A 13,500-nucleotide genomic window follows, 5' to 3' on the forward strand; every position below is an offset into this window, starting at 1 on the left:
GTTCTCCCTGGTGGTGCGGTCAGGCCGCGGGCGGCCGGGGCCGGTCCGCGACCGTGGCGAGCAGGTCGTAGTAGGGGGCGTCGATCGTCGCGGGCACGTCGCGGGGCGGGACGACGTCGAGCACCTCGGGCGCCCACGACGCGGCGACTCCCGCCACGGTGGTGCCCTCGAGGACGGCGACGGCCTGGACGCACGCCCCGCGCGCCGTCGCCTCGGGAGCCGCACGCCGCACGACGGGGCGGCCGAGGGCGTCGGCGAGGACCTGCCGGTACGCGAGCGACCGGGCGCCGCCGCCGTTGACGACGACCTCCCCGCTCGTGTCGACGCCCACCCGCTCGAGCGCGCGGGCCGCCCCGACCAGGCCGGCGACGACACCCTCGAACGCGGCCAGCGCGAGGTCCTCCCGCGAGGTCTCTCCGGTGATCCCGCCGAGCACGCCGGTCGCGCCCGGTCGCCGCGGGGTGCGCTCGCCGTCGAGGTAGGCGACGAGCGTCGGCCGCTCTCCCCGGACGGGGGCGGCGAGCGCGAGGCGTTCGAGGGTCGCGTGGTCGACGTCGAGGAGCCGCGCGAAGGTGTCGGTGACCTTGGCGGCGTTGAGCGTGCACGCGAGCGGCAGATACCCGCCGGTCGCGTCGCACACGGAGTCGACCGTGCCGAGGGGGTCGACGACGGACGTGCGGCGCGGGCTGAGGACGACGCCGGACGTGCCGAGCGAGACCCCGAGGTCGCCCTCGACGAGGCCGAGCCCGACGGCGGCGAGGTGCTGGTCTCCCCCGCCCGGACCGACGACGACGCCCGGCCGGAGCCCGAGCTCGGCGGCGACGTCCGGCCGCACGGTCCCGGCCGGGGTGTCGGGACCGAGGACGGTCGGGAGGACGTCCTCCCAGCCGACGTCCGGCGAGACGAAGCGGTCCAGGAGCTCGGGCCGCCAGACGCCGCGGTGGACGTCGAGGTAGCCGGTCCCGGCGGCGTCGGACCGGTCGGTGACCGTCGACCCGGTGAGCCGGTAGGTGAGGTAGTCGTGCGGCACGAGGACGTGCGCGACGCGCTCGAGGAGCGCGGGGTCGGTCTCCGCCACGTGCGCGAGCTTCATGATGGTCAGGGCGGACGACGGCGCCATGCCGACGTCCTCCATCCACCGTCCGAGCCCGTACTCGTGGGCGACCCGCGCGGCCGCCGGGCCCGCCGTCGTGTCGTTCCACAGGGGCGCGGGGGCCAGCGGCTCGCCGCTCCGGTCCAGCAGCACGAGCCCGTGGCACTGGGCGCCGACGGCGAGCGCGACGACCTGCGCCGGGTCGGCGTCGGCGTCGCGCAGGGCGCCCGAGAACGCCGCCCGGAACGCGGCCCACCAGTCCCGCGGGTCCTGCCGGCTGACCGGAGGCGCGGTGCGGGGATGGGGGGCCGACGCGGTCCCGACGAGCGCGCCGTCGTCCCGGCGACGCAGCTCGACGGTGCAGGACTGGGTCGAGGAGTCGACCCCTGCGACAAGGTCCATGGCTACTTCCAGTAGGGCTCGAGGGGCGGCAGCTCCTGGGGCGCCTCGTCGATCTTGCCGACGGCCCCCGACGGGTGCGAGTGCAGGACGTTCGCCCACGAGTACCCGCGCATCCGCATGAGGACCACGGCGAGCGCGTCGCCCCACGCTGCCGTCACGAGGGTAGATCCCATCGCGATGACCTCGCCGGGGTCGATCCCCGGGATCATCGTCAGCTCGACCACGACGTCCGCGTTCCGCGCGAGGCGCGAGGTGGCGTCCGCCGTCACCGCGACGACCGTGTCGACGCCGCGCTCCTTGGCGCGCACGACGAGGTCGTTGATCTCGTCGCTCCCGCCCCCGCGGGAGATCGCGACGAGGATGTCGCCCGGGGCCATCGCGCCCATCGTGCCGTGCAGCGCGTCCGCGCCCGAGATGAACACCGACGGGGTGCCGGACACGGAGAGCAGGTGCGCCATGCGGCGCGCCACCGCGCCGGACGTGCCGGCCCCGGTGACGAAGACCTTGCCCGTGCACTCGTACACCCGCTGGACCACGTCCAGGAACACGTCGCCCAGGTCGGTCACGCTCGCGGCGACCCCCTGCGCCTCGTGCGCGACGACCGCCCGGGCGGTCTCGAGCACGGCGGCACGGCGGCGCGTCGTGGTGTCGGGGATGGTCATGGGTACTCCTCGTCCAGGGGTTCTCGGTGAGGTCACGCGGCGCTCCAGGCCGCGTGCCGCAGGTCCACGGAGGACAGGTCGCCGGCCGCGACGACGTCGCCGTCGCACCGGCCCTCCGTGAGGGTGACGACGTCGTCCGCGAGCTCGAGGATCTCCTCCTCCTCGCTGGACACGACGACGACCGTGAGCCCGTCGTCGTGGGCCAGCGAGCGCAGGAGCCGGTGGATCTCGGTCTTGACGCCGATGTCGACGCCCTTGGTCGGCTCATCGAGCAGCAGCACGCGCGGTGCCTGCGCCAGGACGCGGGCGAGCAGCACCTTCTGCTGGTTGCCGCCCGACAGGCGCTCGACGGGGCCCTCGCGGTCCCCGCGCACCTGCATGCGGTCCATGAGCGCCGCCGCCTCGCGGCGCATGCGCCGCTTGTCGAGCAGGCCGAGCCGGCGGTACCGGTCGAGGACGGGGAGGACGACGTTCGTCGTCGCGTCCAGCCCTCCGACGATGCCGTCGACCTTGCGCTCCTCGGTCAGGTAGACGAGCCCGCGCCGCTGGGCCTCGGCGGGGGCCGCGGGCCGGTACGGCGCGCCGTCGAGCTCGATGCTCCCGCCCAGGACCTTGTCGAGGCCGACGAGCGTGCGCAGCAGCTCGGTGCGGCCGGCGCCGATGAGCCCGTAGACCCCCAGCACCCGGCCGGGGTGGGCCGTGAGGCTGACGTCGGCGAGCGTGGGCGTGCGCAGGTTCCGCACCACGAGGGACGGGCGCGCGCCCGCGTCGAGCGGGACGACGTCGGTGCGGTGCGCCGGCTCGGTGACCCCGCCCGTGGAGGCGGTCGCCTCGTCCCCGGCGATCGCGTGCACGACCGCCTGGCGGTCGACCGTGCCGGCCGGACCCGCGATGCGGACCTCGCCGTCGACGAGCGCGACGACGTGGTCGGCGACCGCGTACAGCTCGTCGAGCTTGTGGTCGACGAGCAGGATCCCGAGGCCCTCGGTGCGGGCCAGGTCGCGCACGGTCTCGAGGAACCGCTCGACCTGCCCGCCCTCGAGGCTCGTCGTCGGCTCGTCGAGCAGCAGGTAGCGCGCGTCGCGCGCCACGGCCACCGCGATCTCGAGGAGCTGGCGGGTCGCGACGGGGTAGGCGCCCAGCTTGCGGTCGACGTCCACCGCGAGACCGAACCGGTCCGCGAGCGCGCGCGACTGCTCGCGCATGGTGCGGCGGTCGAGCGCCCCGCCGCGCGTCAGCTCACGGCCGAGGAACACGTTCTGCGTGACCGTGAGGTTCGGCAGGAGCGACAGCTCCTGGTAGACGGTCGAGATCCCGGCGTCGAGCGCGGCGGTCGGGGAGCCCTGGGGCAGCTCGTGGCCGTCCACGGTCACCGTGCCCTCGTCGGCGGGGTGCGCCCCGGCGAGCACGCGGAGCAGCGTCGACTTGCCGGCGCCGTTGTGCCCGACGAGCCCGGTGACCGTGCCCGCCGCGAGCGTCAGGTCGATGCCCTTGAGCACCCGCACGTGCGAGAAGCTCTTGACGATCCCGCTGGCCCGCAGGGCGCCACCCTCGGCGGCGCCCCGCGGGACCGACGTCGTGACGTCGGTCATGTCAGCCGACCTCCCCCGGCGCAGGGGTCTCGCCGACGGTGAACGCCTTGAGCGGCAGGAGGATCTCCGGCTCGACGTCCTCGCCGTCGACGTACGCGCGGATCTGCTCGGTCACCTGGGTGCCGTAGCTCTCCGGCTCCTGGGCGACGCACCCGCGGTACACCTCGGTGAGCGTCTCCTCGGAGGCGCAGAACCCGTAGAGCGCGACGTCGGTGCGGTTGCCCAGGGCCTGGAGCGCGCCGTAGACGGCGGGGCCGGTCGAGGCCCAGATGACGTTGATGTCCTGGTTGCCCTGGAGCATCTCGCCCGTGACGCGCAGCGAGTCGTCGGGCTTGACGTTGCCGTCGACCTTGGCGACGACGGAGGCGTTCGGGTTGGCCGACACCGCGTCGGTGAAGCCCTCGTCGCGGATGACGACCGGGCGCTCGTCGGGCTCGGTGATGAAGCCGATGCTCAGCGCGGCGTCGGCGCCGAGGTCCTCGAGGACCTGCTCGCCCATCGCGCGGCCGCCCGCCTCGTTGTCCGCGCCGAGGTACTGGACGATCGACGCCCCCTGGGCGGCGAGCGCGTCCTCGTCGACGATGACGTTCACGGTGAAGACGGGCACGCCGGCGTCGTTCGCCGCCTTGACGATCCCCGCGGCGGGCTCCGACTTCACGGGGTTCAGCGCGAGCGCGCACGGGTCCTTCTGCAGCATGGCCTCGACCTGGGCGAGCTGCTGGGCGTCGTCGTCGTTCGCGACCTGGACCTCGACGTCGAACCCGTTGGCGGCGCCGCCGTCCTCGAAGCCCTTCTTCATCGCCACGTAGTAGGGGTTGGTGAGGTTCGGGAGGCTGACCGCGACGTACGGGTTCTCCCCGTCGCAGGACGCGGGCAGCGTGGTCTGAGCCTGGTCGGTCGCGCCGCTCCCGGTCGCGTCGCCGGTGCCGGTGCCGGTGTCGACGGCGGAGCAGGCGCCCGCGAGGGCGAGGGCGGTCACGGCGAGGGCCGAGACGATGATCTTGCGTCGCATGAGAACTCTCCTTCGAGCGGTGGGGGGTCAGGACGTGGCGCGCGAGGCGCGACGTGGTTGCAGGAGCTGGAGGAAGAGGCGGCCTCTCCCCCCGGTGGTCGAGAGCGAGCGGCGGTAGGTGTCGAGGCTGACGCCGGCGAGGATGATCACGCCGATGACGAGGGGCTGCCAGAAGCTGTCGACGCCGACGACGTTCATGCCGTTCGAGACGGTCGCGATGAGCACCGCACCGAGCAGCGCGCCGCCGATCGAGCCGACCCCGCCGAACAGGCTCACGCCACCGACCACCGCGGCGGCGATCGAGTAGAAGAGCTCGTTGCCCGAGCCGGCGGACGGGTACCCGACCATGAGGCGCGAGGTCGTCACGACGCCCGCGAGCGCGGCGCACAGACCGGAGACCGCGTAGACGAAGAGCGTGGTGCGCCCGGTGTGGATGCCCGCGAGGCGCGCCGTCTCCTTGTTGCCGCCGAGCGCGTAGATGTGGACGCCCGTGCTCGTGCGCGCCAGGAGGACGCTGAAGACGACGGCGACGAGCGCCACGATGAGGATCGGCGTCGGGATGCCGAACACCCCGCCGCGCCCGAGGAAGGCGAACATCGGGTCGCGCACCGTGACCGACGCCGCGCCCGTGAGGATCATGGGGATGCTCCCGGCGATGCCGAACATCGAGAACGTCGCGATGAACGGGGGCAGGCGCAGGTAGTGCACGAAGATCCCGTTGACGAGTCCCACCGCGACGCCGACGACGAGCGCGAGGACCGTCGCGGCCCACCAGGGCAGGCCCGCCTGCATCCCGAGCGCGGCGGCCATGCCCGTGAGGGCGAGGTTGGACCCCGTCGAGAGGTCGATGCCACCGGTGAGCAGCACGAAGGTCTGGCCCAGCGCGAGCAGCGCCACCACGGCGCCGTTCAGCAGCAGGACCTCGAAGTTCCCGGCGGTGCGGAAGTTCGGGGACAGCAGACTCATCACCACCACCACGAGGACCAAGATCCCCGCGATCCCGACCTCGTCGGGGACGCGTCGTCGCGACATGTACTTCTCGCCTCCTTGCGGGTGCTCATATGAGCACGCGATTGCTCGTATGTCGATAGTATGGACACCACGAGGCCACAAGCAACGCGCCTCGATCACAGATCGGTAACATATGCGCAGACGAGCGCTCAGATGAGCAAGAATGGGTGACATGACGGACTTCTCGCGCCACGAGCTGGCACACGTGGCCCGCCGCTACTACGTGGACTCGGCCTCCAAGGTCGAGATCGGCGCGGAGCTCGGCGTCTCACGGTTCAAGGTCGCCCGGATGCTCGAGCAGGCGCTCGAGGCCGGGATCGTGACCATCACCATCGACGACGCCGGCGTCGTCGACCCGGCCCTCTCCGCGCGCCTGCGCTCGCACCTCGGCCTCGACGAGTGCCTCGTGGTCCAGGGCCGCGACACCGTGCCCGAGCTGCGCGAGGACGTCGGCGCGGCCGCCGCGGAGCTGCTCACCCGGTCGCTGCGCCCGGGCAACACCCTCGGCTTCGCGTGGGGACGGACGCTCACCGCCATGACGGAGCGCCTCACCGCGCTGCCCCCCGTGACCGTCGTCCAGCTCACCGGCGCGGTCGGCTCCGACCTCTCCGACTCCCCCGTCGAGGTGATCCGCCGCGTCTCCCTGCGCGCCGGCGGCGACGCGCACGCGATCTTCGCGCCCCTGGTCGTCGAGGACGCCGCGACCGCGGCGACGCTGCGCCGCCAGCCCGACATCGCCCGCGCGCTCTCGCTCTTCGACCGGGTCGACGTCGCGGTCGTCGCGATCGGCTCGTGGGACCCGCCGATCTCCCAGCTCCGCGAGGTCCTCGGACGCGACGAGCGGGACGACCTCACCGCGCGCGGCGTCCGCGCCGAGATCGCGGGCATCCTCCTCACCGCCGAGGGCGACCTCGTCCCCGACTTCGCCGAGCGGTGCCTCTCGATCTCCGCGCGGCAGCTCGCCCGGGTACCCCAGGTGATCGCGGTCGCCGCCGAGCACGAGAAGGCGGCGGCAGTCCACGCCGTCACGCGGTCCGGCCTCGTCTCCGCCCTCGTCACCGAGCAGCGGTGCGCCGAGGCCCTGCTCGACCTCCCGCCCGTCGCGCGCGGCGCGAGCCGATGAGGGCTTCCCGCACCCGCGTCGCCGCGTCGTTCTGGTCGACGCCGCGCGACCGCGTCGCCGCGGAGGCCGAGCGGCTCGCTCGGGCCGGGCTCCGCACCGTCCACTGGGACCGGACCGACGGCCGCTACGCCGCGGCGGGCGGCTTCACCGCCGCGGAGGCGGCGGCCGTGACCGCCGCCAGCGGGCTGGCCGCCGAGGCGCACCTCATGGTCGAGGAGCCGCTGCGCGAGGTCGACCCCTGGACGGACTTCTGCGAGCTCGTCGTCGTCCACGCGGGGACGCGCAACTGGCGCGCCGCCCTCGACCGCGTCCGCGCCCGGGGTGCGCGCGCCGGCGTCGCGCTCTCGCCCGGCGTCGAGGTGCCGAAGGTCGAGCCCGGGACGGACGTCCTCGTCATGTCGATCACCCCCGGCCACGCCGGCTCGACGTTCCAGGTCGACGCGCTCGCCACGGTCGGGCAGGTCGCGGGCCCGGGTCACGCCGTCGGCCTGGACGGCGGCGTCACGCGCTCGATCGTCCCGCAGGCGCTCCGCGCCGGGGCCACGTGGCTCGTGTCCGGGACGGACCTCGTCGCGAGCGAGGACCCGCACGGCTGGCTGACGGCGGCGCGCGCCACGGAGGTCGCTCCGCGGCGCGACGGGGACGAAGGAGCCGGATGAGCACCGCGCGGCCCGGCCGGCGGAACGTCCCCCTCGCCGCCGTCGCGGCCGAGGCCGGGGTGTCCGTCCCGACCGTGTCGAAGGTGCTCAACGCGCGCCCGGACGTCTCGGCGGCGACGCGCGAGCGGGTCGCCGAGGTCCTGCAGCGCCACGGCTACGAGATCCGGCCTCCCACGGCCAAGCGGACGGGACTCGTCGACGTCCGCATCGTCGACTTCGAGGGCCCGTGGTCGGAGGCGGTGGTGCGCGGCGCGGTCGCGGAGGCGCGGCGCCTGGGCCTGGACGTCGTGCTGTCCGTGGAGCTGGACCCCGACGACTGCAGCGCGTGGGTCCGGCACGCGCTCGCCCGGGGCACGGACGGCCTCGTGAGCGTCGTCGCGGTGCCCGACGCCGAGGCACGCGCGACGCTCGCGGCCGCCGGGGTGCCGCTCGTCGTCGTCGATCCGCGGCGACGCCCGCCCGAGGACGTGCTCAGCGTGGGCGCGGCGAACTTCCAGGGGGCGCTCGAGGCGACGACGCACCTGCTGGAGCTCGGGCACCGGCGCATCGCGACGATCACGGGCGTGCCGGAGCAGGACAACGCGATCGCGCGGCTCGCCGGCTACCGCGCCGCGATGATCCAGGCGGGCGTGCCCGTCGACGAGGACCTGGTCTGCCTGAGCACGTACGGCGTCCCCGCGGGCTACGAGGGGACGCAGCGCCTGCTCGCCCGCGACGACCCCCCGACGGCGATCTTCGCGAGCAGCGACGACACGGCGCTCGGCGCGCTGCGCGCGCTGCGCGAGGCGGGGCTGTCCGTGCCGGACGACGTCTCGCTCGTCGGGTTCGACGACCTCCCCGTCGCACCCTGGACCGACCCGCCCCTCACCACGGTCCGCCAGCCGCTCGTCGAGATGGGCGCCTCCGCCGTCGGGCTCGTGCACCGCGCGCGCACCGCGCACGGGCACACGCTGCGTACCGAACTCGCGACACGCCTCGTCGTCCGGGAGTCCACCGCTCCCCCGCGGTCGTGAGACGGCCCTGGCGCGCGGTGCGGACGTGCGGTCCCGACGTGCGAACCTGAGGCGGTCCTGACGCGCGGTCCGGACGCACGCGCCCGGGGCACGCCGGGACCACGACGGACGGGAGGGACGCGGTCCGCGTCCCTCCCGTCGTCGCGTGCCGGTCGACCGGCGAGCAGGCGGCCGGTCAGCCGCAGGAGACGCCCGCGTAGCGGTAGGACAGCTCCTGGGTCGTCGACCCGTCGTCGGACGTGACCGTCACCGTCGCGGTGCCGGACGGGATCTCCGCCGTGCGCGCCGCGAACGACTGGTAGGTGCTGCGGTGCGGGACGACGTCGTCGAACGACCGCGACCCGTAGGGCGTGGCGAGCGTGACGTCCGCGCGGCCGTCCCCCGTGCTCGTCGCCCGGACGGCGACGGCCGCCCGGTGGCCGAGGCAGCGCGCCTGGACCTGGACGTCGGCGCCCACGCCGGGCGTGAGGTCGGCCGTGGCGGAGAACGTCTCGGCCGCCATGAGCGGGCGCAGCCGCTGCTCGAGCTGGTCGTCGACGAAGTAGTCCTTGAGGCGCGAGTCGTCGAGGACGTTCCCGATCGCGGCGACGATCATCGCCTGGTCGAGCGACAGGTAGCGCTCGGCGACCGTGCCCGAACGGACGGCGACCGCGTCGTAGAACCCGCCCGGCCCGTACGCGCCGAGGTCGTCGGCGAGGTGGGCGAGGTTGTCGAGCACGCCCTCGGTGTCGTACGCGAGCCCGAGGAACGACGCGTGCGGCGTCACGACGCCGTCGCCGAACTCCGGCGCGGGGTTCGTCGCCTCGCGGCAGCCCTCGAACCCGAGGTCGACGTCGGTCTCGCCGTCGGACAGGTAGCCGTCGGAGCGCAGGCCGATCGCGTCGACGCCGTACTCCGCGTACCCGCCGAAGGGGTTGCTCGCGGGCGAGAAGCCCCAGGCCCCGTAGCCGGCCTCGTCGAGGCCGTGCTCCTTGTGCGCGCGCACCACGAGCGGGTGGTTGACGCCCCACGACGTCGGGCCCCACTCCGCCTCGGGCACCAGCATGTCCGGCATGAGCGCCTCGAACATCGAGCCGCCCCAGCCCGGGACGACCGCGAGGTCGCGGTACCGGTACGCGCCCTCGAAGACGGGGACGCCCAGGTACTCGCGCGTCTCCCCGATCGGCTTCTGCTCCTGCCACGACCAGTCGCACGTGTCCGGGAACGTCCGGTAGCTCGCGTAGTACGCCTCGGGCGGCACCTCGCCCTCGGCGATGCCGAGGTAGGTCGCGATGCGCGTCTCGGAGACCGTCGTGTCGTAGTGGTGGCACGTGTAGTAGACGTCGGTGCCCGTGCCGAGGTAGTCGCCCGCCACGGAGCAGCCGGGCGGCTCCTCGTCCCAGAACCCGCCGCGCAGCAGCCCGACGCCGAGGTCCGGGCGCGCGTCCGGGTTGTAGAAGGCGCCGAAGTGCATGTCGTCGTAGATCGCGCGCGCCTCGTCCGCGAGGCTCGGCTCCGCCTCCGCGACGACGCGCAGGCCCGCGGCCAGCCAGCCGTTGTCCACCGAGCTGAGGAACTGGTGGACGACGTCGCCGCTGTCCGGCCACGTCTCGACCCGGTCGCCGGTCGCGGGGTCGTACCAGTTGTAGAACATCCCGCTCGCGTCGTGCCGGTCGAGGGACGCGACGGTGTCGAGCGTCGTCGCGAGGCGGTCGTGCGCCTCGGCGGCGTCGACCAGGCCGAGGTCGCGCGCCACGACGGTGGACCAGAGCCAGCCGCCGATGTTCGTCGGCGACGTGTACGCGCTGCTCGACGCCGGGTCCAGGTCACCCTCGATGTTGTCCGCGGGCAGGCCGGTCCCCTCGTCCGTCATGGCCTCCAGCGAGGTGTACGTGTCCTCCAGGTACGTCTCCAGCGTCGCGCGCTGCGCGCCGGTTAGGCCGTCAGGCCCGACGCCGGGCGTCGCCGTCGCGGGGACGCTCCCCGCCGCCGGGACGCTCGCCGCCGCGGCGGGAGTGGCGAGGCCGGCCGCCAGGGCCAGCCCGCCGACGAGTCCGCCCGCGACGAGCGCGGCTCCGCGACGGCGCTGCACGCCGCTCCGTGCGGTCGTGGTCGTTCCATCCATCAGGCACTCCTTCGTGTCGTGACCCCCGAAATTTCGGGCGCACTTTCCGAATGGGGGCGCAGAGAGTAGCCCGGGTGCCGGGTGGGGTCAACGGAGCCCACGTCGGGCGACGACACCGCGTCGAGCGACGCCGCCGCGACGGGCGGTCGTGCGCGCACCACGCGAGCCTCTACCCCTGCGGCTTCGCGGCGGCCGCGGTCAGGCGGCTCGGGCGAAGAGGTGATCCAGGTGCTGGTCGATGGCTGCCATTGCGGCCCGCGGCTCGATCACCTCGAGCTCGAGCAGCGGGGTGAACCCGGTCAGCGCCAGGAGCAGGTCGGTCTCGACGTCCGGGTCGCGGTCCGGTGCGATCTGTCCGTGGGTGATCGCATCGCGCACGAGCTGCGCCACCATGGCGCGGCCGTCACGGAGCCCGAGGCGCGCCCGCTCGCGCAGCGCCGGGTCGTGCAACGCCTCCAGGACGTACGCGGCGCTCATGCGGCTCGACGCCCGCGCGTCGGGCCCCAGGGGCAGCATCTCGACGAGAACCAGCCGGAGCACGTCCCGCGGGTGCGGGGGCTGGTCGAGCGCGGCCAGCCCCCGCGCGACCCGGCCCGCGGTCTGCTCGGCGGCGAACTCCATCGCGAAGGTCAGCATCCCGGCGCGCGACGCGAAGTAGTGCTGCACGTGCCCGAGCGAGACCCCGGCCTCGCTCGCGACCTCGCGCATCGTCGCCTTGGTCCAGCCGTGCTGGTCGACGACCCGCCACAGCGCCCGCGCGAGCGCCTCGCGGCGTTCCTGGTGGTCCACCAGCTTCGGCACCCGGGCTCCCTTCCCTGCGGCGGTACGCGTGACACAATACAACTGTATGGCAAACCCTGGGAGGGAGAGACGATGGCCGACCCGCACCCGTCCCCCGCGTTCTTCAACCCGTACGCCGTCGCCGTCGACCAGGAGGTGGCGATCGCCCTGCTGGCCGACCTGCACATCCGCAAGGCCATCGAACGCGGCGAGTTCGACGACCTCCCCGGCAGCGGCAAGCCGCTCCCCATCCCCGACCGCTACGACCCCGACTGGTGGCTGAAGAACCTCGTCAAGCGCGAGCGGCTCGTGGTGCTGCCACCCTCCATCGAGCTGCGCAGAGAAGACGCCGCGCTCGACGAGCGCCTCGACGAGATCTGGGTCGAGGACGACGTGCGCCACGAGGTCGAGGAGTTCAACCGCCGCGTGCTCCGCGGCCGCTACCGAGCACCCGCCGGCCCGCCGCTCGTCACCATGCCGCGGGACGTCGACCAGACCGTCGCCGCATGGGCACGGCGCCGGGCAGCACGCGCCGCGGAGGCACGGGCGGCAGCAGCCGCGAAGAAGGCTCCCCGCCGTCGACGTTTCCGTCGGCGGCGCCGGTAGGTGCCGTCGCCGACCATGGGCGAACAGCTCGGCGCAGGTGCCGGCGCGTCTTGCCACGTCGGATCAATCGCACATGATCCGCCCCTCGGCGACGAGGAATCTCTGCGCAGGGACGGCCGCATCTCGATGTCACCACCGACCGCCGCCTGCTAGCGATGAAGGGTGCGCAGGCTGTAGAGATGCAGCCAAGTTTGCTCGCCCGGGGGCGGCGAAGCTTGCTTCGCGCGGGACTACCTGACCGAGCCAAGCAGACTAGTTGGCATCATGGCAGGTCAGAGGGCTCGAGTTCGCTTCACCGGACGTTTGTCGGGTAGAGGTAGGGGAAGTCGAGACGGCCCAGATGAGGCGCACCCGTTGCAGATCGTCGCAACCTCGACGGTGCGGTCCACAACACTTAATTTCACGGCAACTGTCATCCCTCGCGAGGGCCACCCTGACCACGATGCGACTTGGCGCTGCTAAGGCCTCGTGGGCCTCTCCGACCAGCAGGCCATCGTCGAGGCCGGGTGCCACGGCCGATAGTCAGACAACCCGCCGGCCAGGCATGATGCCGCGCATGGGAGACCTGCGCGCGGAGGAGGCCCGGGCTGCGGCCCACATCGAGGCTGCGCTCGACGGGGTCACGGTCGAACAGCACGACGACGGCAGCGAGAGCTCGATGTACGACCTGAACCTGGTCCGGGACGGGACCGTGTTTGGGGCGTGCGAGGTCACCGCGGCAGCCGACAGACGAGCGATCGAGACCTGGAACGTCGCCAACGGTGACGGGAAGCGCTGGATCGTGGATGGGCTAGACGGCGGATGGATGCTCTCACTGGACCCCAGATGCAAGATCAGGACCCTTCAGCGAGAGGCACCAGGCCTACTGCGCCGCCTGGAAGCCAACCCGAACGACGTTGCAGCGGCGCAAGTGCTTCGGTCACTCGGAGTCGTTGACGCCCATCAGGGCGGTACCAACTTTCCCGGAAGCATCTATCTCACGGTCGAGCGTGGAATCGAGTTCACAGGCGGCATCGTCGCTGACGACGGCAACGGGCTGGTCCGTTGGTTCGATGAGTGGATACGCGAACCGCAACAGGCACACAACATCGCCAAGCTCACCAGGTCCGGTCTCCCCGAGAAGCACATGTTCGTGATCGTCCCAGGGTTCGCCTCGGGACCGTTCTCAGCCACCGACTTGCTCATGCGCGCGGACCCTCCCCTACCCACCGTCCTGCCAGACCTGCCTGATGGGCTCACCCATGTGTGGCTCACGTCGACTTGGACCGCCGGGTCCATCTACCACTGCGGCCCGAGCGGCTGGGTCCTTAACGACAAGGCAGTCGCGTAGTCGGACCCCTAGGACGGCGCGGGTGCGGCGTCGGCACGCGAGTCGGAGCGCCGTGTGCACCATGGCCGACCAGCGCTGGCTCACCCTCACGTTGTCGCCGTCCTGTGGCTTCG

12 protein-coding genes are annotated in these 13,500 nt (G+C 73.3%); 5 read left to right on the forward strand and 7 right to left on the reverse strand.

The features are described from left to right. Positions 1-19: 19 nt before the first annotated feature. From NHH00_RS09145 to NHH00_RS09165, 5 genes are read right to left on the reverse strand one after another with little or no spacing between them, the layout of a single operon-like run. The gene (locus NHH00_RS09145) at positions 20-1,495 is read right to left on the reverse strand and encodes a xylulokinase (RefSeq protein ID WP_253051558.1); all 1,476 of its coding nucleotides are present in this window, start codon (positions 1,493-1,495) and stop codon (positions 20-22) included. A gap of 2 nt (positions 1,496-1,497) precedes the next feature. Then, positions 1,498-2,157, reverse strand: a complete 660-nt coding sequence (locus NHH00_RS09150; RefSeq protein ID WP_253051559.1) for a KpsF/GutQ family sugar-phosphate isomerase — start codon at positions 2,155-2,157, stop codon at positions 1,498-1,500. Positions 2,158-2,189: 32 nt separating this feature from the next. Further along, positions 2,190-3,749 carry a sugar ABC transporter ATP-binding protein gene (locus NHH00_RS09155; protein WP_253051560.1) on the reverse strand — a complete coding sequence of 520 codons (1,560 nt, stop codon included), beginning with the start codon at positions 3,747-3,749 and terminating at the stop codon, positions 2,190-2,192. Between the two features lies 1 nt (position 3,750). Then, the gene (locus NHH00_RS09160; protein ID WP_253051561.1) at positions 3,751-4,761 is read right to left on the reverse strand and encodes a substrate-binding domain-containing protein; all 1,011 of its coding nucleotides are present in this window, start codon (positions 4,759-4,761) and stop codon (positions 3,751-3,753) included. Between the two features lie 27 nt (positions 4,762-4,788). After that, a complete protein-coding gene (locus NHH00_RS09165; RefSeq protein ID WP_087470399.1) occupies positions 4,789-5,793 on the reverse strand; it encodes an ABC transporter permease in 1,005 nt (334 codons plus the stop codon). Between the two features lie 151 nt (positions 5,794-5,944). Between NHH00_RS09165 and NHH00_RS09170 the strand changes: the two genes are divergently transcribed. Genes NHH00_RS09170 through NHH00_RS09180 form a run of 3 tightly spaced genes read left to right on the forward strand, consistent with a single transcriptional unit; the run spans position 5,945 to position 8,567 of the window. Further along, positions 5,945-6,895 (forward strand): sugar-binding transcriptional regulator, encoded by a 951-nt coding sequence (locus NHH00_RS09170; RefSeq protein WP_253051562.1) that lies wholly within the window; start codon positions 5,945-5,947, stop codon positions 6,893-6,895. Then, the gene (locus NHH00_RS09175; RefSeq protein WP_253051563.1) at positions 6,892-7,554 is read left to right on the forward strand and encodes a hypothetical protein; all 663 of its coding nucleotides are present in this window, start codon (positions 6,892-6,894) and stop codon (positions 7,552-7,554) included. Before NHH00_RS09170 ends, NHH00_RS09175 begins: the two co-directional genes overlap by 4 nt. Then, positions 7,551-8,567, forward strand: coding sequence for a LacI family DNA-binding transcriptional regulator (locus NHH00_RS09180; protein ID WP_253051564.1), 1,017 nt, complete (start codon positions 7,551-7,553; stop codon positions 8,565-8,567). The genes NHH00_RS09175 and NHH00_RS09180 overlap by 4 nt, the downstream gene beginning before the upstream one ends. A gap of 175 nt (positions 8,568-8,742) precedes the next feature. On the opposite strand, the gene NHH00_RS09185 is transcribed toward NHH00_RS09180, so the two are convergent. Next, positions 8,743-10,671 carry a glucoamylase family protein gene (locus NHH00_RS09185; RefSeq protein WP_253051565.1) on the reverse strand — a complete coding sequence of 643 codons (1,929 nt, stop codon included), beginning with the start codon at positions 10,669-10,671 and terminating at the stop codon, positions 8,743-8,745. A 198-nt stretch (positions 10,672-10,869) separates the two neighbouring features. Then, positions 10,870-11,472, reverse strand: coding sequence for a TetR/AcrR family transcriptional regulator (locus NHH00_RS09190; RefSeq protein WP_253051566.1), 603 nt, complete (start codon positions 11,470-11,472; stop codon positions 10,870-10,872). A 72-nt stretch (positions 11,473-11,544) separates the two neighbouring features. Here NHH00_RS09190 and NHH00_RS09195 point away from each other — a divergent pair, with 72 nt between their 5' ends. Beyond that, positions 11,545-12,057 (forward strand): DnaJ family domain-containing protein, encoded by a 513-nt coding sequence (locus NHH00_RS09195; protein WP_253051567.1) that lies wholly within the window; start codon positions 11,545-11,547, stop codon positions 12,055-12,057. A gap of 556 nt (positions 12,058-12,613) precedes the next feature. Further along, positions 12,614-13,387 (forward strand): hypothetical protein, encoded by a 774-nt coding sequence (locus tag NHH00_RS09200; RefSeq protein ID WP_253051568.1) that lies wholly within the window; start codon positions 12,614-12,616, stop codon positions 13,385-13,387. Positions 13,388-13,500 lie beyond the last annotated feature (113 nt).

The sequence above is a fragment of the Cellulosimicrobium cellulans genome (genome assembly GCF_024124905.1).
In the GTDB taxonomy this organism is placed as follows: Bacteria; Actinomycetota; Actinomycetes; order Actinomycetales; family Cellulomonadaceae; genus Cellulosimicrobium; species Cellulosimicrobium cellulans_G.

Bases quoted from the DNA above. Each gene is read 5' to 3' on its own strand.
- NHH00_RS09165 (WP_087470399.1), bottom strand. From the start codon at position 5,793: ATGTCGCGACGACGCGTCCCCGACGAGGTCGGGATCGCGGGGATCTTG.
- NHH00_RS09195 (WP_253051567.1), top strand. From the start codon at position 11,545: ATGGCCGACCCGCACCCGTCCCCCGCGTTCTTCAACCCGTACGCCGTC.
- NHH00_RS09155 (WP_253051560.1), bottom strand. From the start codon at position 3,749: ATGACCGACGTCACGACGTCGGTCCCGCGGGGCGCCGCCGAGGGTGGC.
- NHH00_RS09200 (WP_253051568.1), top strand. From the start codon at position 12,614: ATGGGAGACCTGCGCGCGGAGGAGGCCCGGGCTGCGGCCCACATCGAG.
- NHH00_RS09175 (WP_253051563.1), top strand. From the start codon at position 6,892: ATGAGGGCTTCCCGCACCCGCGTCGCCGCGTCGTTCTGGTCGACGCCG.
- NHH00_RS09160 (WP_253051561.1), bottom strand. From the start codon at position 4,761: ATGCGACGCAAGATCATCGTCTCGGCCCTCGCCGTGACCGCCCTCGCC.
- NHH00_RS09170 (WP_253051562.1), top strand. From the start codon at position 5,945: ATGACGGACTTCTCGCGCCACGAGCTGGCACACGTGGCCCGCCGCTAC.
- NHH00_RS09185 (WP_253051565.1), bottom strand. From the start codon at position 10,671: ATGGATGGAACGACCACGACCGCACGGAGCGGCGTGCAGCGCCGTCGC.
- NHH00_RS09145 (WP_253051558.1), bottom strand. From the start codon at position 1,495: ATGGACCTTGTCGCAGGGGTCGACTCCTCGACCCAGTCCTGCACCGTC.
- NHH00_RS09180 (WP_253051564.1), top strand. From the start codon at position 7,551: ATGAGCACCGCGCGGCCCGGCCGGCGGAACGTCCCCCTCGCCGCCGTC.
- NHH00_RS09150 (WP_253051559.1), bottom strand. From the start codon at position 2,157: ATGACCATCCCCGACACCACGACGCGCCGCCGTGCCGCCGTGCTCGAG.